At 68.3% G+C, this 21,358-nt stretch carries 17 protein-coding genes and 1 riboswitch; of the genes, 7 read left to right on the forward strand and 10 right to left on the reverse strand.

Features of this window, described 5'->3' with window-relative positions:
* Nucleotides 1–141: 141 nt before the first annotated feature.
* Nucleotides 142–1,515, forward strand: a complete 1,374-nt coding sequence (locus tag ACFC0O_RS36010; RefSeq protein ID WP_375966065.1) for a cutinase family protein — start codon at nt 142–144, stop codon at nt 1,513–1,515.
* A gap of 23 nt (nt 1,516–1,538) precedes the next feature.
* On the opposite strand, the gene ACFC0O_RS36015 is transcribed toward ACFC0O_RS36010, so the two are convergent.
* Together ACFC0O_RS36015 and ACFC0O_RS36020 are read right to left on the reverse strand one after the other, a co-directional pair.
* On the reverse strand, nt 1,539–2,876 hold the full coding sequence (locus ACFC0O_RS36015; RefSeq protein WP_375966067.1) for an FtsX-like permease family protein: 1,338 nt from the start codon (nt 2,874–2,876) through the stop codon (nt 1,539–1,541).
* Nucleotides 2,873–3,649, reverse strand: a complete 777-nt coding sequence (locus tag ACFC0O_RS36020) for an ABC transporter ATP-binding protein (protein ID WP_375966070.1) — start codon at nt 3,647–3,649, stop codon at nt 2,873–2,875. Before ACFC0O_RS36020 ends, ACFC0O_RS36015 begins: the two co-directional genes overlap by 4 nt.
* A 160-nt stretch (nt 3,650–3,809) precedes the next feature.
* Here ACFC0O_RS36020 and ACFC0O_RS36025 point away from each other — a divergent pair, with 160 nt between their 5' ends.
* Together ACFC0O_RS36025 and ACFC0O_RS36030 are read left to right on the forward strand one after the other, a co-directional pair.
* Nucleotides 3,810–4,628 carry a TetR/AcrR family transcriptional regulator gene (locus ACFC0O_RS36025; protein ID WP_375966072.1) on the forward strand — a complete coding sequence of 273 codons (819 nt, stop codon included), beginning with the start codon at nt 3,810–3,812 and terminating at the stop codon, nt 4,626–4,628.
* Nucleotides 4,629–4,707: 79 nt separating this feature from the next.
* The gene (locus ACFC0O_RS36030; protein WP_375966074.1) at nt 4,708–5,499 is read left to right on the forward strand and encodes an SAM-dependent methyltransferase; all 792 of its coding nucleotides are present in this window, start codon (nt 4,708–4,710) and stop codon (nt 5,497–5,499) included.
* Between the two features lie 11 nt (nt 5,500–5,510).
* Here ACFC0O_RS36030 and ACFC0O_RS36035 read toward each other — a convergent pair whose 3' ends face one another.
* The 6 genes from ACFC0O_RS36035 to ACFC0O_RS36060 form a co-directional block, all read right to left on the reverse strand.
* The gene (locus ACFC0O_RS36035) at nt 5,511–7,895 is read right to left on the reverse strand and encodes a hypothetical protein (RefSeq protein WP_375966077.1); all 2,385 of its coding nucleotides are present in this window, start codon (nt 7,893–7,895) and stop codon (nt 5,511–5,513) included.
* Nucleotides 7,896–8,067: 172 nt separating this feature from the next.
* The gene (locus ACFC0O_RS36040; RefSeq protein WP_375966079.1) at nt 8,068–9,456 is read right to left on the reverse strand and encodes an SWIM zinc finger family protein; all 1,389 of its coding nucleotides are present in this window, start codon (nt 9,454–9,456) and stop codon (nt 8,068–8,070) included.
* A gap of 106 nt (nt 9,457–9,562) precedes the next feature.
* Nucleotides 9,563–10,846: a nitrate/sulfonate/bicarbonate ABC transporter ATP-binding protein gene (locus ACFC0O_RS36045; protein ID WP_375966082.1), complete on the reverse strand. Its 1,284-nt coding sequence runs from the start codon at nt 10,844–10,846 to the stop codon at nt 9,563–9,565.
* A 38-nt stretch (nt 10,847–10,884) separates the two neighbouring features.
* Nucleotides 10,885–12,642, reverse strand: coding sequence for an ABC transporter permease (locus ACFC0O_RS36050; RefSeq protein ID WP_375966085.1), 1,758 nt, complete (start codon nt 12,640–12,642; stop codon nt 10,885–10,887).
* A 36-nt stretch (nt 12,643–12,678) separates the two neighbouring features.
* Entirely contained in the window at nt 12,679–13,383 is a 705-nt protein-coding gene (locus ACFC0O_RS36055; protein WP_375966087.1) for a hypothetical protein, read from the reverse strand.
* Between the two features lie 349 nt (nt 13,384–13,732).
* Nucleotides 13,733–13,911: riboswitch (M-box (ykoK) riboswitch) on the reverse strand.
* A gap of 63 nt (nt 13,912–13,974) precedes the next feature.
* The gene (locus ACFC0O_RS36060) at nt 13,975–14,610 is read right to left on the reverse strand and encodes a TetR family transcriptional regulator (RefSeq protein ID WP_375966090.1); all 636 of its coding nucleotides are present in this window, start codon (nt 14,608–14,610) and stop codon (nt 13,975–13,977) included.
* Nucleotides 14,611–14,706: 96 nt separating this feature from the next.
* Here ACFC0O_RS36060 and ACFC0O_RS36065 point away from each other — a divergent pair, with 96 nt between their 5' ends.
* On the forward strand, nt 14,707–15,489 hold the full coding sequence (locus tag ACFC0O_RS36065) for an SDR family NAD(P)-dependent oxidoreductase (protein WP_375966092.1): 783 nt from the start codon (nt 14,707–14,709) through the stop codon (nt 15,487–15,489).
* A gap of 109 nt (nt 15,490–15,598) precedes the next feature.
* On the forward strand, nt 15,599–17,545 hold the full coding sequence (locus ACFC0O_RS36070; protein ID WP_375966094.1) for a BTAD domain-containing putative transcriptional regulator: 1,947 nt from the start codon (nt 15,599–15,601) through the stop codon (nt 17,543–17,545).
* 13 nt (nt 17,546–17,558) lie between these two features.
* Here the strand turns inward: ACFC0O_RS36070 and ACFC0O_RS36075 are convergent, their stop codons facing one another.
* Entirely contained in the window at nt 17,559–18,911 is a 1,353-nt protein-coding gene (locus tag ACFC0O_RS36075; protein ID WP_375966097.1) for a DUF2252 domain-containing protein, read from the reverse strand.
* 74 nt (nt 18,912–18,985) lie between these two features.
* Between ACFC0O_RS36075 and ACFC0O_RS36080 the strand changes: the two genes are divergently transcribed.
* Nucleotides 18,986–19,342, forward strand: coding sequence for an Imm51 family immunity protein (locus tag ACFC0O_RS36080; protein ID WP_375966100.1), 357 nt, complete (start codon nt 18,986–18,988; stop codon nt 19,340–19,342).
* Between the two features lie 41 nt (nt 19,343–19,383).
* Entirely contained in the window at nt 19,384–20,259 is an 876-nt protein-coding gene (locus ACFC0O_RS36085) for a DMT family transporter (protein WP_375966102.1), read from the forward strand.
* Here the strand turns inward: ACFC0O_RS36085 and ACFC0O_RS36090 are convergent.
* Nucleotides 20,192–21,358 carry an AI-2E family transporter gene (locus ACFC0O_RS36090; protein WP_375966105.1) on the reverse strand — a complete coding sequence of 389 codons (1,167 nt, stop codon included), beginning with the start codon at nt 21,356–21,358 and terminating at the stop codon, nt 20,192–20,194. The two genes, ACFC0O_RS36085 and ACFC0O_RS36090, sit on opposite strands and share 68 nt — an antisense overlap.

A 21,358-nucleotide genomic window follows, 5' to 3' on the forward strand; every position in this document is an offset into this window, starting at 1 on the left:
GGGCCGAAGGTTTGAAACGGGTATGTGTCTGAAAAGCCTGCGGAACCGGGGGTGGGCCGGGAGAATGGGCCGAAACTGCGCGGTGGGTTTCGGGACCTACCGGGTGGGTCGGAAACCCTTCGGTGGCAGAGGATTTGGACGATGAGCAGGCTGGCGACCTCGTGCGCGGCGATCTCGATGGCCGTGGCAGTCATGGCGGGGACCGTGGTGGCAGGGGACGCCGGGGCGCAGCCTCGGGGAGCGCGGGGGTGCACGCCGTACACCGCGATTTTCGCGCCGGGGACGTGGGAGACGCGGCCGGATGCGGATCCGACGGTGCCGGTGGGGATGCTCAGGCCGATCGGGGATGGGTTGCAGCGGCAGCTCGGGGGCGATATCACGGTGCTGTACGCGCCGTATGCCGCGAGTGCTTTCGATCAGGGGCTGACCTATGCGCAGTCGCTGGGCACCTTGGAATCGCGGTTGCGGCAGATGGTGAGCGGGCTGTGCGCGTCGACTCGGGTGCTGCTGGCCGGATACAGCCAGGGGGCGGACGGGATCGGTGATTTCGCCACCGAGATCGGGCACGGCGCGGGACCGATCGGCGCGGAGCGGGTGCTGGGGGTCGGACTGCTGGCCGATCCGCATCGCGATCCGAATACCACGCTGTCCCTTGGTAATCCGCAGCCCGGGCACGGGATCGCCGGATCCCGGGAGCAGGATTTCGGGGCGCTCACCGATCGGGTGCGCACCCTGTGTGCCGATGGTGATCTGTACTGTTCGCTCAATGCCGCCACCTCACCGTTTCTCGCCGCGCTGGGCCGGGTGATCAGCGGTGATCCCGCGCCGATCGCCGCGCTGCTGCCCGGGGCCACCGATCCGGGCCAGTTGATGGCGCAGGTGGTGCAGGTCGGCGCGGGCTGGGCGGCCACCGCCGCGAATCTGCCCGCGATTCTGGACAGTCTCACCGGCCTGCCCGGTGTCATCGAATCCGGTGATCTGCGCACCGCGCATCAGGTCGCGAGCGATTTGAACGCCGCGCTGGCCCCGCTGGTCAAGGCCGCCGCCGGAGTGGATCTGCCGCTCGTCGCCTCGGTGATCCGTGCTGCCGCCGCTGTCGACCCGTCGGGCTGGACGGCCGCCGCCGGAGTCATCGCCGACGCCATGACCGGAATCGATATCCTGCGCATCGCCGCGGATGTCGGCCAGATGCAGGAAACCCTGTGGCGCGCCGTCGAATCCATGGACCATTCGGGACCGCTGGCCGCAGCCGCCACGGCATCGGCGCTCGCCCCGCTCACCATCGACCTGGCCGGTGCGGTCATCGGCCCCTTCGCCGATGCCGTGCGCGGTGACCTCCGGGTCGCCGCGCAAACCCTGATCAGCATCGGCGGCCCGGACTCCATCAACGATCTGCTGCAATTGAGCAGGCAGGGTGCGGCCATGGCCACCTTCTACGCCTCGAAGGCACACCTGGATTACGGCGACGACGCCCAGATTCTGCTGAATTTCCTGGATTCCCAGGTCAATTCGTAGGTCCGCGGTTCGCGTACCGCGCCTCACGCCGTGGCGAGTACGAGCGCGGGACGCGGCCGGGTGGCCCTGACAGCCGTGGAAAACGTTGTGACGCAGGCGATCGCGGCGGTGCCGCCGATGATCACCAGGTAGCTGAGCGCCGATCCGTGCGGTACCGGTGAGCCCGTCTTGACCAGTGCGTACGGGATGACGGTGGTCGCGGCCGCCACCGTCCCCAGCAGAATCGCCAGCGCCGCCGCCAGCGCGCTCTCCGCGGTGATCATGCCCAGGACCTGATCGCGTGTAGACGCGGTCAGCCGCAGACCCGCGAACTCGCGCCGCCGCTCCCAGGTCGCCGCGATCAGCGAATTGGTCACCGCGATACCGCAGAACGCGATGATCATGCCGACCACCAGATAGTTGGCGACCGCGAATTGCGCGCCGATATCGTCACCCGCGATCTTCGGACTGCCGTTCTCGGTGTACTGCATGTACAGCGTCCCGGTGGCGATGCCGACCAGCATGGCGAGCGGGCCGACCACGGTGCTCGATGCCGCCGCCCGGGCGGCGAGATTGCGAATCGCCAAGCGGGCCAAAGCGTTCGGCAGTACGGCGGCGATCCGGCCGAGCCCGCCGACCAGGACGGGGCACAGCAGTGCGAATCCGATGGCGACGCCGACGCAGGCCGGTCCGGCGGCAGCGGCCAGCAGCGGTCCGTCCGCCATGAACAGCGTGCCGATCCCCGAGCCGAGCCCGATGAGCAGGAAGAGCAGCCCGAACCCCAGTTTCGGTGCGGACACCACGGATTGTGCTGTCCCGCCGGATGATTCAGCCAGGACGATCACCGGTGCGATCTTCGCGGCCCGTCGGCCCGCGATCACCGCCGCCGCGACGGCGGCCAGCAACGCGATCGCCGCACCGGAAACAACTGTGCGCCAGGTGGTTACGAAATCGACCGGCTCGGTGACCACCCCCGCGTCCACCATTCGCGTCAACAGGAACGCGCCGAGCCCGATACCCGGCAGCACCCCCACCGCCAGCGCGGGCAGCGCCACGATGCCGGTTTCCAGCAGCACCATGCGCCGCACCTGTCGCGGTGTGGTCCCGATGGTGCGCAGCAGCGCGAGTTCGCGACCGCGCTGCCGCACCACGAGCGTGACGGTGGAGGCGATCCCGAACACCACGATCGCCACCGACCAGCCGCCCATGATGGCGGCCAGCATGGTCATCGACTCACCCCGGTTCGCGGGCGCGGCCAGCCCCGTTTCGGCCAGTGCCGCAAACGAAGTGAGCAGTGCGGTGCCGACGCCGATGACGCCCGCCGCCGCCAGATAGGCCGAGGGGTGCGCGCGCACCGCGCTCAGCGCGAGCCGTCCCATCATCGGACACCGCCCAGCGCTGCCATCCGAGCGGCCACCGTCTCGGCCGTCGGCCGGTACAGGAAGTCCGCGACCTGCCCGTCGGCGAAGAAGACCACCGCATCGGCCACCGCGGCCGCGATCGGATCGTGCGTGACCATGACGACCGTCCGGCCGCCGGTATCGACCGCTTCGCGCAGCAGTGCGAGCACTTCGGCCCCGGCCCGACTGTCCAGTGCTCCGGTCGGCTCGTCCGCGAAGATCACCGCCGGGTCGTTCAGTAGCGCCCGCGCGATCGAAACCCGTTGCTGCTGACCGCCGGACAGGTTCGCGGGCCGGTCGTCCAGGTGCGCGGCGAGCCCGAGCCGGGTCAGCAACTCGACCACCCGGCCCGCATCGACCCGCCGCCCGGCGAGCTCACCGGGCAGGGTGACGTTCTGCCGGACGGTCAGGGTCGGCATCAGGTTGTAGGACTGGAAGACGAAGCCGAGCCGATCGCGGCGCAGCCGGGTGAGCGCGACCTCGTCGAGCGCGGTCAATTCGATGCCGTCGATCGTCACCGAACCGGAGTCCGGCCGGTCCAGTCCGGCCGCGCACTGCAGCAGCGTGCTCTTACCGGAACCGGACGGACCCATGACCGCGGTGAACGAACGATGCGGGAAGGTCAGCGATACGCCGTCGAGCACGGTCGTGCGCGCGGGCCCCGTTCCATAGGTTTTGACCAGACCTGCCAGGGCCACGGCATGTGGGGAGAGGGCCGTTGGTCGCGGCTCTTCCAGATACGATGTACGAGTCATAAATACACCGTATCTGACGAATTTCATGACGCGCGACACGAATTTCTAATTACCAGCTCAAGCAGCTTTTATTGTCCCACAGGGGCGCATTATCGACACGAATGGACTTCGGGTAAGCTTTCGTCACGAAACACCAATTTCGTGACGAAAAGAGGCTCCCATGGCGAACTGTCAGATGTGCGGCCGCGCCCTGGAGCCGACGCCGCGCGGCCGTCCCGCGCAGTACTGCTCCCGAGCCTGCCGGGCGCGCGCCTATCGCGAACGAGTCGCCGATAAGCAGCGCATCGCCGATCCCGCCGCCGATCCGGCCGCGGCCTTGACCACCGAGCACATCGTGCGCGCCGCGATCGCGCTGGCGGATCGTGACGGCAGCGCCGGACTGTCCATGCGCCGCACCGCCGCCGAACTCGGCGTCGGGGTGATGTCGCTGTACCGCTACGTCCCCGGTAAGGAGGAACTCGGCGGGCTCATGGTCGACGCGGTGTTCGGTGATCATCCGCTCCCGGATCCGGGCCCGCCGGACTGGCGCGCGAAACTGGAGCTGTCCGCGCGCGCGGAATGGCAGATCTATCTCGAACATCCTTGGGTGCCACAGCTGTTCGCGATCACGACGCGTCCGCCGGTGGCGCCCGCCATGATGGCCTACACCGATTGGCGACTGCGCGCCATCGACGGCCTCGGCCTCGATTTCCCCACCATGGTCCGCATCGCCATCACGCTGTCCACACATACGCAAAGCGCCGCATATCAATTGGCGCGCGAGCGAGAATCGGACACCACCCGCGAACAGTGGATGACCGCGAGTGACGGTCCGGCCCGCGCGTTGTTCGCCGCCGGGAACCTGCCGATGATCGCGCGTTTCGGCCCGGATGCCCTGGCGGCGTCGGAGCCGCAGAGCATCTTCGACTTCGGGTTGGGCTGTCTGCTGGATGGCGTGGCGCGGATCGTGTCCGGCGGGAGTGCGCACGCTTCGCCATGAAACTACTCGGTATGGCCGTTGGCCGATTAGCCTATGCCGAAGGGTGTGTCCTCGAACAGGCGAAAGGGGCGGTGATTGAATGGATAGCGAACATCAGTTGGATCAGCCGCATACCTCTCGCGTGTACGACTACTTCCTGGGCGGCAAGGACAACTACGAGGTCGACCGCAGGGCAGCGGCGGAAATCCTGAAGGTGTGGCCGGATATCCGCACCGCCGCCCGGCTCAACCGCCAGTTCATGCACCGCAGCACGAAGTTCCTGGCCGAGGCCGGAATTCGGCAGTTCCTCGATATCGGTACCGGTATCCCGACCGAGCCCAACCTGCATCAGATCGCGCAGGAGACCGCACCGGACGCCCGGGTGGTCTATGTCGACAATGATCCGGTGGTGCTGGCGCATGCCCGCGCGCTGATGACCGCCGGTATGCCGGGGGCCACCACCTACATCCACGGCGATGTCACCGATCCGGCGGCGATCCTGCGCGATCCGGAGCTGACCGAGATACTCGATCTGAGCCAGCCGATCGGGTTGAGCATGATCGCGCTACTGCACTTCGTCGAAGACGACATCTTGCGAATCGTGCGAACATTTCTGGACGCCATGGCGCCCGGCTCCTATCTCGTGATCTGCACCATCACCTCGGATTTCGCGCCCGAACAGGTGCTGGCCAGCCAGGACGTCTACCGCGTCCGCAAGTTGCCCGCGCAGGTCCGCACCCATGAGGAGGTGACCGCGTGGTTCGCGGACCTCGACCTGGTGGAACCGGGTGTGGTGCCGCCGCATCGGTGGCGACTGCTGGGGGCGACCGATCTTCCGGCCGCCCTGGATGCCAAGGTCTCCTGCTATTGCGCGGTGGGCCGCAAACCCTGATCCGGCCTTCATCAGGGATGTTGTAGCGCCGAGTGCAAGGTTCTGGCCTCGGTGACCAGACGACCCGAGCCCGGCCGTTCGGTGAGGGGAGCAAGCGCGGGGTAATGCGCGGCGGCCCCGTGCCGCCGGGCGCAGTCGGCCGCCACCGCCAGCACATCCGCGAGCCCGGTTGTCTTGTCGCGCACCAGAAGTGGGGTGAGCAGTACATCTATCACCGGCCAGGCGTGATGCGGTCCGATCGCCAGTACGGTATCGCGGAGCGATCCGGCCAGGCGTTTGAGTGGCACCTGCGCGGGGAGCGCCGCGACCAGCAGATCCGTCCGCAATTGACCCGTGCTCGCCAATATCGCCAGCGCGTCCACACCCGCGACGCGTTCCGGAGCCTTGTCCGCGCACAGCGCGCGCATCACGTGACCGTGCACGGCGAGATCCTTCGGCCCGGGCAGTTCGGCCAGCCGCACCGGTATCTCGCTTTCCCGCCACTCGCTCCAAAGCTGCCATTGCGCAAGCACTTCCGGATTCGGGAATTCGTGGGGCTCGATGGGAAGCAGACTCCACGCGTCCTCGGGACCGGCGTAGGTCAGCGCCAATGCGGCGGGCAGGTCGGTGAACGGTTCGCCATCGAGTGCCGCCGCCAGCCGCAGGCCCTCGGGTGTGCCGAGATCCGCTGCGCCGGTGCGTATCCCGCGATCCGCCTCGGGTGCGAGCCGAACCAGGGCTTGCGCGAATTCGATTGGCCCGGGCCGTATTCCGGCATCGCGGTAGCCGCGTAGCCGGTCCAGCAGCGTGGCGGCGGCGATCTGCCCGTTCTCGAACGTGGGGGTGGCGAGCGCGCAGGGTGGCAGCGGTGCGCCGGTGAGCACCAGATCGCCCCATTCGATCATGCGCTCGGACAACCTATCCGGTGCCGTGCGCTCGCTCGGCTGTTCCCGGAGCAGGCCGACGGCGATCGCCGCCGTGACGAGCGGGGTCCAGCCGTGCGCTCGCCACCGGCCGGTGGGGTCATCGGCGCTCAGTTCGACCTCCAACGCGGGGCGCAGCACCGCCGTGAGCGCGGCGCGATCGGAATGGGTGAAGCGCACCAGCCCGTCGAAGAAGAGTTCGCCGCGCATCGGCTCGCCCCAGGGCTGGGCGCTGAGCCAGTGGTACAGCTCGGCGGTGTCGGCGGGACTCGCGGGCACACCCTCTAGCGCATTCGGCACGGGCGGAATCGGCAGTGGGACTTCGGGTTCGAGCTCCGGCTCGGGCGCGGCCGCGAGATCCATCCGGATCTCGTCATCCGCCCCGGGCAGGTACCGGGTGATCAGTTTTTCGAACCGGGCGCGCAGGGTGGCGTCCTCGATGGCGGGCAGAGCGGTCGCCCAGCTGCGTACGGCGTCGGAGGTGAACCCGGGCTCCGCGCGCACCACTCGTTCGAGCCAACTCAGTTGGGCGCGAACGAGTTTCTTCTCCGGCCGGGCGAATACCTCATCGGACAGTGCCACCACCTCGGCGGTGGGCAGCAGGCCCTCGCCGTGCAGCGCGATGAGCACGCCCTGCGCGTGCGCGGCCGCGGTGGAGCGCCCGCGCACCAGCAGTTCGGTGTAAGCCGGTATCCGGCCGGCGCATTCGGCGGAGTCGGCGTGCAGTGCGGTGAGCACGCTCAGGCGGCCGACCGCGTCGGACGGGGTGCCGTCACCGCGCAGCAGGGCGTTCAGGGTGCAGGTGTGCAGTGCTTCGCGATCGACGATGCCCTCCGCGGACAGCACGCCGAGCGCGTACGGCCATGAGTTCTCCGGATCGTCCGCATCGTTCGCGAGCGCGATACCGGTCAGCTCGACGGCCCGGCGCGCCAGGGTCGGCAGGAAGGGGTCGGCGCGCAACCGTGCCAGCAGATTCTCCCCGCCCGGAAGTTGTGCCGACCGCCACGGGATGGCCACGTGCTCGTGGCCCGTGCGGCTGCTGATCCAGGCGCGCACGAATTCATCGGTATCGGGCACCGCCGCGTCCGAGGTGCGCACCAGATGCACGATGAGCGGGAAGTACGGCAGCCCGCCCCAGCGTTCGGCCCGGCCCGCCGCCAGCTGTCCGGCGAGTTCGGCCCGCCACGCCCTATCCCGTTCGCCCGCTTCGAGACACGCGATCAACAGATCGGGCCGGGTATCGGCCAGCCGGGTCGCGCCGGTCGTCAGCCAGCGGGCCACGGCGGTCGGGGTGGACAGACAGCCCAGGCCCCACAGCTGTACCGCGCGGTCCTTCCGGGTGGCCGGTTCCCACCAACTGCGCCGCGTCAGCTCCGCGCGCGCCTGCTTCAGTGTGGGCCCCATGGCCCGGCGCTGAGCGACCGTCAACAGGGCGATCTGCTTGGAGATGGTCGCCGGTCGCAGATCGGGCAGCGTGGCGATGGTTTCGGTCATGAATTCCCCTGGGGACAAAAGTTATCGACGATGAACGCGCGGCGGCATGCGGGCCGTGCGGTGGCGGGCGTACGACCGTGCGGCGGTCGAACCAGCCGCACGGCGGAGCCGATAATGCGTGTCGGCCGTGCTGACAGAGCGACGGTCGTGTGAAGGCGCGGTGGCGCTCTGATCAGAGGGCGGTGCGCGCCGTGGCACGGATTATGCGGGCGGCCAATGCATGTCGGCACGGGCCACGGGTGCCGCGCGTCTCCGCCCACCAGTCGCAGGTGCAGACGAAGCGGCCGTCCGTGCCGAGCCGGACGCGGTGCGTGTAGCTGCCCGATGTCACGGTCGCCGCGTCCGCGTCTTCCGGATCCGGTCGCACGTTGCCGGCGGTGACCAGCTCACGGGCCGCCTTCAACCGCGGATTGTGCCGCTCGACTCGGCCTGCGGCATAGGGGAGTTCACGATGGAAGTGGGCGGCCTCGGCCAGGTCGTAGCCGATGCGGCCGTCCACGCCGAGGCGGATCAGCGCCGCGCGCACCCGCTCGGCGGTGAGTCCGGAGCGTGCCGCCAGTTCGCCGAGTTCGATGCGCGGATCCCAGGCCAGCAGCACCGACAGCAGTTCGGCATCGGATTCGGTGTCCTCGTGCGCGAGCGCGTTCAAAACCGTTCCCTCCCCGGAGAATCCGCGCCCGGCTTCGGGGGACAGGGTGAGTGTGAGCCGCATGCCGGGCAGCCCGATCTCCCAGGCGGAGGCCAGCAACGGGCTGCCCGCGGCGACCTTCGGGCCGTACAGGCGCAGCGAATCCGCCTGCCGCAGTACACGATGCAGTGCGTCGAGCCGCTGCGGTCCGGGCAGGCATACCGCGCCGGGGACCGGTCGCGAGGTGAGCCGCAGCCGCCCGGCGGTGGCGACCACCCACTGCCCGCCGCGCGCAGCGGTGCCGCCGGTACGCGGAAGCGCGCGCAGGAAGCGCACCGCCTCGGCGGCGCCGACCTCGGCGCGCAGGTCGAATTCCGCAGCGATGGTTTGGGTTTCGGCGAATCCGCGCAGCCAGCGCTCGGGCAGCGGCACCTTCTTCTCCACCACCCGGTCACCGAGGGTCGCCACCGCCAGCTCATCCGGCCCGACGGTCAAATGCAGTGGATCTCCCGCGGTGACGCCGTTCAGCGCATCGCGCAGCGGGGTGTTCACATCCACATTCGTGGTGCCGTACCCGGTGTCGCCGTCGAGTCCGGCGGCCAGGATATCGAGCCGGGCGTGCACGCCGCAGCAGCCGGAGAACGATTCGAACCGCAATCGATCACCATTGGCGGTGACGACCGGATCCAGTAGCGCCGAACGGATTCGGCGCGGATCGTAGTAGCGCGCCGCCGCCACATCGGCCACGGCAAGCAGTCCGGCGGCCGCCACCGCGGGCCGGGTCACGAATCCCCGGAAGAAGGTGGGATTCGCGACCGCCCCGGCGGGGGTGCGGCCGCCGCTGGTCTGCAGGCCCAGCAGCGCCCGCCCGCCGGAGCGGTCGAGCCCCGACGGGCGGAGGTAGGTGAGCGAATGCAGTGCGGTCGAACTCATGCGACGCACGGTAGAGCCGGGTACCGACAATCCCGTGTCAGCGCGCACCGGTGCACCGGATTACGTGCCCGCCGGACGGCCGAATTCTGTTCCGTGCCAACGCCTCCTAAGCGGCCGCCGAATCGCGGGTGAGCAGCCGTTCGGCCGCGTCGTATTCGTAGAGCTCGGCATAGCGGCCCCAGTCGACGGCGGTGCGCAGCTGACGCTGGGCGGCCTCCTCGGTGAAGCCGCGGCGCAGCAGATCGAGGAAGAAGCCGTCGTACAGGCGATGGTCGGGCGCGGTGCTCAGGGCGTGATCGATGGTGCCGACCAGCGGGGCGTTGGCACGGGCCAGGCGGGCGAAAATCCGCTTGGCGGCATCGATATCGGCCTCGGCGAAATTGCGGCCGTCCGGGGTGAGGTCCAGATCGCCGCCGGACGCGGTCGCCAGCCCGAGCATGGCGGCCGCGTCCACCAGCGGCATCAGGTCATCGAGCTCGAAACGCAGATCGCCCGCCAGTTCCGGCAGATCGACGTGACCACCCTGTGCGGCAACCAGATCCAGCATGCCGCCGATACCGTCCACGCCCGCATCGGGCAGCGGCCGGGTGGTGGGGGTGGGCGCGATGGCGTGGCCGCCGTCGAACGCGCCATCGGTGAGCATGCGGTACGCCTGATCCACGATATTGAGGAAATGCCGGTTCCGGGTATCGCGGGGCCGCTCCAGCCGCACCTGCAATTCGCCCTTGATGCGCCCGGGATTGTTGTCCAGCACCAGGATTCGATCGGCCAGCTGCACCGCCTCCTCGATATTGTGGGTGACCATGAGGACGGTCTTGGTGGGGAAGGCGGTCTGATCCCACAGCCGGACCAGTTCACCGCGCAGATTCTCGGCGGTCAGCACGTCCAGTGCGGAGAACGGCTCGTCCATGAGCAGCACCTCGGGCTGCACCACCAGGGCGCGGGCGAAGCCGACGCGCTGGCGCATCCCGCCGGAAAGCTCCTTGGGATAGGCGTTTTCGAAGCCGTCCAGGCCGATCATGTCGATCACCGCGAGGGTCCGCTCGCTGCGCTCGGGTTCGGGCACGCCCTGGGCGCGCAGGCCGAGTTCGACATTCTGCCGCACGGTCAGCCACGGCAGCAGTGCGAAACTCTGAAAGACCATGGCGGTGGCGGCATTCGGCTCGGTGATATCCGCTTCGCGCAGACGCGCGGCCCCGGCCGAGGGCGATACCAGTCCCGCGATTATGCGCAGCAGGGTCGACTTGCCAGAGCCGGATTTGCCCAGCAGCGCGACGATTTCGCCCTCGCGCAATTCCAGGCTGACATCGGAGAGCACCGGCAGCTGCTCGCCCGAGGGGTTGGTGAAGTTCTTGGTGACGCGATCCACGGTGACGATGGGGGTGGACATGGGCTGTCCTCCTTCGAAAGCTGTTATGAGACAGGGGGTCAGAGCAGCGCGAAGCGCTTCTCGGCAATGCGCTGCAGGCGTCGCCACACCAGGCGATTGATGAAGACGGTGACAATGCTCATCACCACCGTGCCCAGCAGCACTTTCGCGAACAGATCATTGGTGGTGGCCTCGGTGATGTACGCGCCGAGCCCGTACGCCTCCATATGCTTGCCGCCCGATTCGACGACCTCGCCGACCAGTGTGGCGTTCCACGCGCCGCCGAACGCGGTGATCGCACCGACCAGGTATCCGGGCGCGATCGCGGGCAGTATCAACGACTTCCAGCGTTCGCGGCCGTGCACGCCGAGATCGTCCATGGCCTCGCGCAGATCCGTCGGAATCTGCCCGGCGGCGGCGATGACGTTGAACAGCACATACCACTGCGCACCCAGCGCCATCAGCACCACACCGCCGAAGTTCAGCGAGACGCCGGTGTAGGTGAGCGCGGCGATGACGAAGATGTACAGGAACTGCGCCGGGAAGCTGGCCATCACCTGCACGACCGGCTGCGCGAATCGGCAGATGCGCGGATTCATGCCGATCCACACCCCGATCGGCACCCAGACGATGGTCGAGAACACCAGCAGCACCGCCACCCGGCTCAGGCTGGCCAGGCCCATCAGCGAGGTCGGGCCGAATTCCGCGAATCCCACAGTGCTCTCGAAATACGTTGCCAGCCGCCAGATCACCCAGCCGATACCCGCGAACAGCAGGCCGAAGAACACGATATCGCCGGCATTGGTTCCGGAGTTGTCCCAGTACGCGGGCTTGGTGCTGCGCCCGAAAACCCGCATGGCACGGTCGATTCCCTCCGACACCGGTCGCAGTGCGCGCCCGATGCGCCGCGGCAGTGTGCTGTGCCGCAGCAGATCCAGTACGAGACTGCGTGGCGCGGAGGCGCTTTCGGTGTGCTCCACCCGGAAACGCTCCGACCAGGCGGTCAGCGGCCGCCAGAACAGCACGTTCACCAGCACGATGGTCAGCACCATGACCAGCGCGCCCAGCATGAGCGTGCCGACATTCGCCTCGGAGGTGGCGGCCGCGATGAAACTACCCATGCCGGGCAGCGCCTGATCGCGTCCGGACACGCTGATCACCTCGGATGAGGCGAGCATGAACCAGCCGCCGCCGAAACTCATCATGCCGTTCCAGATCAACGGCACCATGGCGGTCGGCACCTCCAGCCGCCACAGTCGCTGCCAGCGCGTGAGCCGCATCATGCGCGCAGATTCATCCAGCTCACGCGGCATATTCCGGAGCGCCTGGTAATAGGCGAAGCTCATATTCCAGGCCTGCGCGGTGAAGATGGCGAAAACGCACGCCGCCTCCGCGCCCAGGTACGAGCCGGGGAACATGGCGATGAACGCGGTCACCGTGATCGAGACCAGCGCGAGCACCGGCACCGATTGCAGAATGTCCAGCGCCGGAATGATGACCTTCTCCGCGCGCCGAGACCGCGCCGCCCACTGACCGACGATCAGCATGAAGATGAGCGAGGCGCCCAGGCCGAGGAACATGCGCAATGTGGTGCGCGCCGCGTAGTACGGCAGATTCGACGGATCGGTCGAGACCGATTCGGCGGAATCGCCCGGCACCCAGGGCACGGACATATCGCGAAAGAGCCTGAGCACCACCACGATCAGCAGGACACCCGCGCCGATGAGCAGATAGTCGACCGGCCGGAGCCGATTGCGGACGCGCGGTGCGCCGGGAGAGAGGTTGGGGGTCTTGGGAATTGCGAGATCGACAGTCATTGCTGATTTCCTGTATCCGAACTGCGTCGCCGCGACTCAGCCGTTCGCGACGGCGGGCGGTGCGGTCATGACGTTGTAGAAGTGGACCGCGGACGCGATCAGCGCGGGCACGCCGATGAGCAGGTTGAACACCACCACGCCCATACCCGCGCCGGTGACCGCGCCGGTCAGACAGCCCACGGCGGCGGCCGGGATCGCGGCCAGACCGCCCGTGGCCACCCCGGCCGCCCCGCCGCCGAGCAGTCCGAGCGCCACGCAGCCCAGGGGTGCGCCGATGATCGCGCCGAGCAGGGTGCCCACCGCGAGAGCCACGGTGAGCTCGTTGTTCACGTTCCCCATGGCGGTATTGAGCCGATCCTCGGGGCTGTCCCCGGCCGCGATGGGCGTCTCTTCCGCGGTGATCGGCCGAGCCTGATCGAATCGTGGTGTGAGAGTGGCATTTTCGCCGTCGACGTGCGCGTCCACCGGATACGCGGTGCCGTCCTTGACGACGGTCAATGGAATCGCGCCGAGCACCAGGCTGTTCGGATCGACGATCTCCAGCCGCCGATCGACGACCCGGAGCGATCCGAGATCGGTGTGCAGCAGCACCGATTGCCCGTCGATGCGGGCCTGACCGTGCACGCCGGTCGCGGCGGGGACGGGCGCGGCCTGCGCCGGATCGGCCAGATAGGTGGCCGAGATGCCCACCAGAGCGGCGGTGGTCGTGGACGCGGCCAGGGTGATGAGACGAGTTCTCATGAGAAGGGTATGCCTCTGCATATCGTTGCCCGCGGAATTACCGGGACAGCAGTGATCACCGTCGCGCACCGGTCATGCGGACGGCTCGGATTCGGGTGCCGAATAGACGAATTCACCCGGAATTGCGCACGCGAATAATTCGGCAGCCGAATTCGCTGCCGAAGCGCGTGTGAATTATGCGCGCCGAATCATCGGACGCGATGTGGTGTGCTGGTTACCGGCCCCGCGCAGGAGGGGGCTGGTCCGGAGATCCCGGAACGTCGTCACTGGTCATCGGATGCCTCACCTCCCAACGGGTAGAACGCGATACGTCAGCGCACCTGGGAGGAACGCCCGGAAACGATCCGGGCAGACACCCCTCTCGTCAAAGCTTCGGCACTGCACGACGTGTTCCGATCCGGGCGGATCGGAAAGCCACTTCGGATAACCCCTTAATCCGGAGAAATCTGTCCTAACCTTGGGCGTCTCTCGACGTCGTCAGATCAGTGGCCTGTGTTCGTGCAGGAGCCTCGCCTATCGAGGTGCGTGCCCAAAACTAGTAACCCATTACGAAATTGTCAATTCCCTGAGAAATGCCGCGGAATTCCGCCGCTACAGCAGGGTGTGCGCGGCCAGGCGCGCCAGGCAGGCGTCGACGGCGTCGGCGGGGGAGCCGGGATGGTTGCCGGTGGCCCAGAGTTCATTGGCCAGGCGGACCGCGGTGTTGGCCATGGCGGCGGCCAGGGCCACGTCGAGATCGTCGGGGGAGCGGCCGGTGCGGGCGGCGATGATGGGGATGAGGCGGAGTTCGCAATCGTGTTGTACGCGTAGCCAGGTGGCGCGCAGCGCGGGCAGTTCGGTGGCCGCGCGCAGCAGCGGCCGGAGCAGGGATTCGGCGATGCCCTCATCGGCGAGGGCGGCGGCGGTGGCGGTGCGGTAGGAGTGGCCCAGGGCCTCGCGCAGCGGGAGTTCCGGTGGGCAGGAGGCGAGTTCGTCGGACCACGCCTGGGTGCCGATGGCGAGCAGCGGGGCCACCACATCCTCTTTACCGGCGAAGTAGCGGTAGAAGGTGCGCAGGCCCATACCCGCGGCGGCGGCGATATCGTCGACCGTCGTTGCGGTGTAACCGTTTTCGGCGAAGAGGTGAGCGGCGACCATGGCGACTTCGCGGCGCGTGGCGGCGCGGCGGGTCGCGCTCAGGGCGGGACGGCCGGGTGCGGGCGCGGTACGGTCTCGGTCGCTGGTCACAGGGGGACTCTACCGAGCCGGAAACATTTAATGGCGCAATGTGCCATTTGCGGCATATTGTGTCAGAAACACTCGCATCGATCAGGAAGAGCTCTCATGAACCGTCTCGAACAGCGCCGCATCCTGGTGACCGGCGCCGGATCCGGTATCGGGCAGGCCACCGTCCTCCGCCTGCTGTCCGAAGGCGCGGTCGTCGTCGGCGCGGATGTGAACGCCGAGGGCCTCGAACTCACGCGCAAGCACGCCGCCGAGGCGGGTTCGGCCGATCGCCTCACCACGCTGGAGATGAACATCGGCCAGGAAGCCGATGTCGTCGCGGGCGTCAAGAGCGCGGTCGACACGCTCGGCGGGCTGGACGCGCTGGTGAACGCGGCGGGCATCCTGCGCGCGGCGCACACCCACGAGACCTCGCTGGACCTGTGGAACCAGATCATCACCGTCAACCTCACCGGCACCTTCCTGGTCATCCGGGAGGCGCTGCCCGCGCTGCTGGCCAACCCGAGCAGCACCGTCGTGAACTTCAGCTCCACCTCCGCCAACTTCGCGCACCCGTACATGGCGGCGTACTCCGCGAGCAAGGGCGGTATCCAGACCCTGACCCACGTGCTCGCTCTGGAATACGGCAAGCGCGGTCTGCGCGCGGTCAGCGTCGCGCCGGGCGGCATCAAATCCGGCATCACCGACGCGACTCCCGGTTACCTGCCGCAGGATTCGGACTGGTCGCTGTTCAGCCGTCTGATCGCCGTTGTGCCGCAGGACAATCCGGCCGAGATGGCGGGACCGGAGAATGTCGCGGGCGTCATCGCCATGCTGGTCTCCGATGACGGCAAGTTCATCAGCGGCACCGAGATTCGCATCGACGGCGCCGCGCACACCTAGTCCGCGCCGTCGCGCCCGGCACTGCCGTGTGATGTGGGGGCTTTGCCGAACACCCGTGGGGCTGTTAGTTTTTGCACCTCACCACGGGTTTCGGGGCACGGCGGAGGATATGATCGAATTCAGGTTGCTGGGCTCCGTGGAGTTGCTGGTGGATGGCCGCATCGTCGATCTGGGGCCGTCCAAACAGCGCGGGATCGTAGCCGCGCTGCTGGCCGAGCCGGATCAGACCATCTCGACCGACACCCTGGTCGCGCGGGTGTGGGACGCTCCACCGGAGACCATCCGGAATTCGGTGTACACCTATATGACCAGGTTGCGGCGCATTTTGCGGACCGCGGGCGGCCGCGCGGGCGCGACCCCGGAGATTCGCCGGGTGCACGGCAGCTATCGGCTGGAAGCGCCGCCGAACAGCATCGACCTGTCCGTCTTCCGCGATCTGGTCGCCCGGGCCCGGGCGCTGGCTCTCGACGATCCCGCCCGCGCGCAAACATTGAGCCGGGCGCTCGCGCTGTGGCGCGGTGAACCGCTGGCCGGATTGGACAGCGACTGGGTGCGGCGCTTTCGAGACAGCCTGCGGCAATTGCGCCACGAGGTGATCGCCGAATGGGCCGATGCCGAACTGCGCCTGGGCAATCCGAAACCGGTGGCCGCCGATCTACGCAAGGCGCTGCTGGAGCATCCGCTGGCGGAGGATCTGCACGAGCGGCTGCTGCGGGCGTATCACCTGGACAACCGCGGCGCGGAAGCGCTGTCGCACTACGACCGGTTGCGCCGCACCCTGGCCACCGAACTCGGCGTCGATCCGGGCCCACGCCTGCGAGAACTGCACGCACAATTGCTGCGCGCCACCGAAACCGCTCCGGGCGAGGCGATTTCGCGGGGCGAGACCGCCGCGCCGAGATCGGAGTCCGCACCCCGGGTCGAGTCCACCGCGTCCGCAGCCGAGGTGACCGTGGCCCCCGGAGTGACATCGGCGGCCGAGGTGACCCCTGAACCCGAGGCGACATCAGCGCCCGGGCCGGATCGCGCGGTCGCCGAGGACTCCGCATCGGGAGCGGCGCACGGCCCGGATGTCTTGGCCCCGAACGGTTTCCGTGGCCGGAACGCCGAGATCGAACAGGTCCGCTGTGCGCTGGCCGAGCGTTCCGGCACGACAGCGCGACCGGTCCTGATTACCGGCAGTCCGGGAATCGGCAAGTCCGCCTTGGCCGTGCGCGTCGCCGAACTGGTCGCCGACCAGTTCCCCGACGGCGTGCTGCGAGCCGAACTCGGCGGTTCGACCGCCACGCCCGCGGATCCGGCGCAGACCGTGGCGCTGCTGCTGGATGCGCTCGGCGTACCGGCGGCCGCGCTACCGGCCGATCTGCCCGCCCGCGCGGCCCGCTATCGCGCCGAACTCGCCGAGCGGCGGGTGCTGGTGGTGCTCGACGATGCGGCCTCGACGGCGCAACTGGCTCCGTTGCTCGCACCGGGCCGCGGCAGCGCGACGCTGATCACGAGCCGTTTCATGCTGCCCGCCAAGTCTTTTCGCACCGTCGTACTGCGTGAGTTGCCGATGGCGGAGAGCCTGGAGATGCTGTCCGCCATTGTCGGCCCGGACCGGGTCGCCGCCGAGGAATGGGCCACCACCGCGCTCATCCGCTGCTGCTCCGGCATCCCCCTGGCCCTGCACGCGGTCGGCTCCCGGCTGGCCGCCCGCCCGGACTGGACCATTACCCAGCAGCTCGGGAGGATGTCCGAGGAACAGCGCCGCCTGCGCGAATTCGCCTACGGCACAGCCGATATCCGCGACGGCATCACCTCGACCGTGCGCCGCCTCGGCCCGTCCGCCACCCGGGCGCTGCACCATCTGGGCGCAACCCTGTCCCCGCGCGAGCGTTTCAGCACCGTCACCCTGCCCGGCCTCGCCGATCCGGCCGCCGCGCTGGAGGAACTCCTGGAAGCCCACCTGCTCACCGTCGCCGACCACGACGGCGCGCGCCCGCAGTACGTCATGCTGGAAATCCACCGGCTCTTCGCCAAACACCTGATGCCCCGGGCGATTCCCGCCGCCTGATCCCCGCCGGGCGTCAGGCGGTGGCGGCGTCGATACGGCCCAGATCGATGGCGGTGAGCAGGGCGGCGTAGTCGGTGGCCGTCTGGTCGGCGTAGGCGAGGGCGAAATCGGCCATGGCGCGGTCGAATACGTCACCGCTGCCGAGGTAGGCGGCGATCGCGATGCGGTCGCCGGAGCGGGCGTGGCCGCGCGCGAGGGTGCGCCCGCACAGGTTGGCGTATTTGGCCAGCTGTTCGGCGCTCATATCGTCGATGGTGATGGAGCCCTTCATATCCCGGAGTTGCCGCCAGTAGTAGAAGAGTCCGTTCGGGCCGGTGGCCCAGCCCAGGAAGATGTCACCGGCGGCCTGGGTGAGCCGCTGGCCGTGCACCACGCGGTGGCCCTGATGCCGGAATACGCTGGCGCGCAGATGATTCGCCAGCACCGAGGTCTCGGCCTGCTTCACCTGTAGGAACAGCGGGTCGCCGGTGGCGTGCCCGGTGAGCAGTGCGATGAAGCAGCGGGTGCCGACGCTGCCGACGCCGACCACCTTCATGGCCAGATCGCGCAGCTGATAGCGATCCAGCAGCACCCGGCGCTCCTCGGGCAGGCTGGCGCGATAGTCCGCGAGCACCGAATCCAGGTCCGCCTCTTCGATTTCCGAGATCGGCAGCACCAGCGGCGGATCGGCTTTGATGCGCGGCTGACCGTCCGGCCCGGGTTCGGTGAGTTTGTCCAGGGCCTGCAGACTGGTGCGGGTCTTGGCCTTGTTGATCACCTTCTCGACGGTCTTGCGGTCCTGCGGCCGCAGCACCGCGGCGGCGTCCTCGGCATTGACCATCTCGTACCAGACCTCGGTCTCGCCGAGCGTGGCCAGCTGTGCCATGGCCTCGCGGTACGCGGTCGCCGCGGCCATGGCCGCGGTCCCCGCCTCGGCATCGGAGCAGCCGTTGGCGCGCGCGGCCACCGCGACGCTGGCGACGAGCCGCTTCACATCCCATTCGAACGGTCCGGGCAGGGTTTCGTCGAAATCGTTGAGGTCGAACACGAGTGCGCGCTCGGGTGAGGCGAACAGCCCGAAATTGGACAGGTGCGCGTCACCGCAGAGCTGCACCGTGAGCCCGGTATCGGGTCCGGCGGCCAGATCGGCCGCCATGATCGCGGGCGCGCCCCGGTAGAACGGGAACTGTCCGGCGGCCATGCGTGCGTATCGGATTCGCACCAGCTCCGGCACCCGGGTGGTGGCCTGCTGTTCCAGAATGCCGATCGGATCGGCGCGATCGGGTCCGGGTCGCCATTCGCCGAGCTGGGTGCGCGTCGCCTGCTTACGCGCGGCCCGCCCCGCTTCGGCCGCATCTGCACCGTCCACCCGCTCGGAAGTCGACATGTGCGAACTTTAGTGCGCGCGCGGCGCGTACCGTCGCATCTCGCCTGTCGGTGTCGCCCGCTAGGTTCGCCGCTATGACCGATCGCGAAACCTTCGCCCCGCTGGTGTTCTTCGAATACGACCACAACCCCGGCAACTACTGCCTCATGCTGTCGGACAGTCATATGGTCGAGCTCGAAGAGGTTTTCGCCGAGTCCGGCTACGAGTGCGGCGGTTACGCCTGGGCCGGTGTCGCCCGGTCCGCGGTGGCCACCCGCGCTCCCGAACTCGACGGAAAATTCGGCCTGGATCCCGAGGCCGGAACTTTCGTCGCGTACGGGGAAGACGCGGAGGCCCTGCGGCGGTTGGGCCTATTGCTCCGGGAGGCTTTCCAGGAGCGGGCCGTGCTCGCCGAATTGATCGCGAGCGGCGACCCGGAGTGGTTCGACTGAGAGGTGTTCGCCATGCGGTACCGGTGCGGCGGAGGTGAGCGGTGAGTAAGCGCGGTTGGGTGCTGTTCCTCGCCATGGGCGTGATCTGGGGCGTCCCCTACGCCATGATCCGGGTGGCCGTCGGTGATTTCGATCCGGTGGTGGTGGCCTTCGGGCGCACCGCCATCGGCGCGCTGGTGCTGCTGCCGGTGGCGCTGTACGCCAAGGTGCTGCTACCGGTGCTGCGGCAGTGGAAGTGGGTGCTGGTGTACACCGTCGTGGAGATCACCGGACCCTGGCTGCTGATCGGCACCGCCGAGACCACGCTGACCAGTTCCACGGTCGGCCTGCTGCTCGCCGCGGTACCGCTGATCGCGGTCGTGGTGGTGACCGGGCTGGGTCATGAGCGCCTGGACGCGCGGCGCGTCACCGGTCTGGTGATCGGCATCGGCGGTGTGGCGGCGCTGGTCGGTCTCGATATCGATGTGTCGAATATCGGTGCGCTGGCGGCCATCGCGGTGAGCGCGGTCGGCTACGCCTTCGGCCCCATCATCATCGATCGCAAACTCAAGGAGCTACCGCCGATCGGCGTGGTCACCGCCTCGCTGGTGTTCGCCGCGATCATCTATCTGCCATTCGCGGTGTGGCGCAGGCCGTCTCACTTCCCGGCCGATGCCACCTGGTCGGTGGTCGGGCTGGGCCTGCTGTGCACCGCGCTGGCGTTCGTGGTGTTCTTCGCGCTGATCGGTGAGGTCGGCCCGGCGCGCGCCACCGTCATCACCTACATCAATCCGGCGGTGGCCCTGCTGATCGGTGTGAGCCTGCTGGGCGAGCCGCTGACCGCCGGTATGGCGATCGGCTTCCCGCTGGTCATTCTGGGTTCGATTCTGGGGACGGCGCGTTCGCGGGATCGGGCGCGGGAGCCTGCCCCCGCCTGACGCGATCGATGCGCGGATCCTCGGTGACGTCGTACCGGGTCACGTATTCGCTCAGGAACGCCTGCAGGGTCGCGGTCGCGGGGATCGCCAGCAGTGCCCCGACCGCGCCCAGCAGCGCGCCGCCCACGATGACCGACAGCAGCGCCACGGCCGGGTTCACATCGACCGTGCGCGCGGTGATGCGCGGTTGCAGCACATAGTCCTGAATCCATTGGTAGACAACGACGAACAGCACCACCCAGACCGCGTCGATGGGCCGGATGGTCAGCGCGACCAGCACGGGCAGAATGCCCGCGATATAGGTGCCGATGGTCGGCACGAACGAGGCGACGACGCCGAACCAGATGCCCAGGGCGAAAGCGTTCGGCAATCCGATCAACCACAGGAACGCCCCGTGCGTGACGGCGGAGATCACCGCGAGCAGCGCCCGGGAGTAGAGATAGCCGCCCGTCTTATCGATGGCCAGATCCCAAGCGTGCAGTACCGCACCCTGTTTCGCGGGCGGCAGCAGTGAGCACAGCGAGCGGCGCAGCTTGGGCCCGTCCGCGGTCATGTAGACGCTGAAGAGCGCGATGGTGACCACCCGCGCGAAGCCGCCGAGCACGGTGTTGGACAGTCCCCACACATTGTTCGCGGCGCGCTCGGCGTACGAGCTGATGACATCGGAGTCCTTGAAAAGCCGGTCCCGGAGTTGATGCACGGTGAAATCCTGGTGAAAGGTGTGATTGACCCAGGACACCAATTCGTCCAGCAGACGCGGCAATTCGTCCAGAACATTACCGACGGTCTCCACCATGAGAATGCCGAGCGTCACCAGGAAGCCGATGGTGCAGGCGAAAACGACGAGGAATACCACCGCCGTCGCGATGCCGCGATTGATCCCGCGCCCGGCCATGGCGTCCACCGCGGGCTCCATGGCCAGGGAGATGAAGAAGGCCACCGTCATCATGACGGCGATCCCGATCAATTCGTGTGCGGCCCAATTGACCAGCTCGAACACCCCGAGCAGGGCGAAGGCGAGCACCATGGCGCGGGGCAGCCAGGTCGGCATGCGGCTCGCCGGGGACGGGGTTTCGATGGACACGGAGGTCTCGGCCAC

This window comes from Nocardia sp. NPDC056100 (assembly GCF_042266325.1).
Classification (GTDB): Bacteria; Actinomycetota; Actinomycetes; order Mycobacteriales; family Mycobacteriaceae; genus Nocardia.

What these genes read in the sequence shown, in the direction of transcription:
- ACFC0O_RS36010 (WP_375966065.1), top strand. Translation starts at nt 142, where the DNA reads ATGAGCAGGCTGGCGACCTCGTGCGCGGCGATCTCGATGGCCGTGGCA.
- ACFC0O_RS36015 (WP_375966067.1), bottom strand. Translation starts at nt 2,876, where the DNA reads ATGATGGGACGGCTCGCGCTGAGCGCGGTGCGCGCGCACCCCTCGGCC.
- ACFC0O_RS36020 (WP_375966070.1), bottom strand. Translation starts at nt 3,649, where the DNA reads ATGACTCGTACATCGTATCTGGAAGAGCCGCGACCAACGGCCCTCTCC.
- ACFC0O_RS36025 (WP_375966072.1), top strand. Translation starts at nt 3,810, where the DNA reads ATGGCGAACTGTCAGATGTGCGGCCGCGCCCTGGAGCCGACGCCGCGC.
- ACFC0O_RS36030 (WP_375966074.1), top strand. Translation starts at nt 4,708, where the DNA reads ATGGATAGCGAACATCAGTTGGATCAGCCGCATACCTCTCGCGTGTAC.
- ACFC0O_RS36035 (WP_375966077.1), bottom strand. Translation starts at nt 7,895, where the DNA reads ATGACCGAAACCATCGCCACGCTGCCCGATCTGCGACCGGCGACCATC.
- ACFC0O_RS36040 (WP_375966079.1), bottom strand. Translation starts at nt 9,456, where the DNA reads ATGAGTTCGACCGCACTGCATTCGCTCACCTACCTCCGCCCGTCGGGG.
- ACFC0O_RS36045 (WP_375966082.1), bottom strand. Translation starts at nt 10,846, where the DNA reads ATGTCCACCCCCATCGTCACCGTGGATCGCGTCACCAAGAACTTCACC.
- ACFC0O_RS36050 (WP_375966085.1), bottom strand. Translation starts at nt 12,642, where the DNA reads ATGACTGTCGATCTCGCAATTCCCAAGACCCCCAACCTCTCTCCCGGC.
- ACFC0O_RS36055 (WP_375966087.1), bottom strand. Translation starts at nt 13,383, where the DNA reads ATGAGAACTCGTCTCATCACCCTGGCCGCGTCCACGACCACCGCCGCT.
- ACFC0O_RS36065 (WP_375966092.1), top strand. Translation starts at nt 14,707, where the DNA reads ATGAACCGTCTCGAACAGCGCCGCATCCTGGTGACCGGCGCCGGATCC.
- ACFC0O_RS36070 (WP_375966094.1), top strand. Translation starts at nt 15,599, where the DNA reads ATGATCGAATTCAGGTTGCTGGGCTCCGTGGAGTTGCTGGTGGATGGC.
- ACFC0O_RS36075 (WP_375966097.1), bottom strand. Translation starts at nt 18,911, where the DNA reads ATGTCGACTTCCGAGCGGGTGGACGGTGCAGATGCGGCCGAAGCGGGG.
- ACFC0O_RS36080 (WP_375966100.1), top strand. Translation starts at nt 18,986, where the DNA reads ATGACCGATCGCGAAACCTTCGCCCCGCTGGTGTTCTTCGAATACGAC.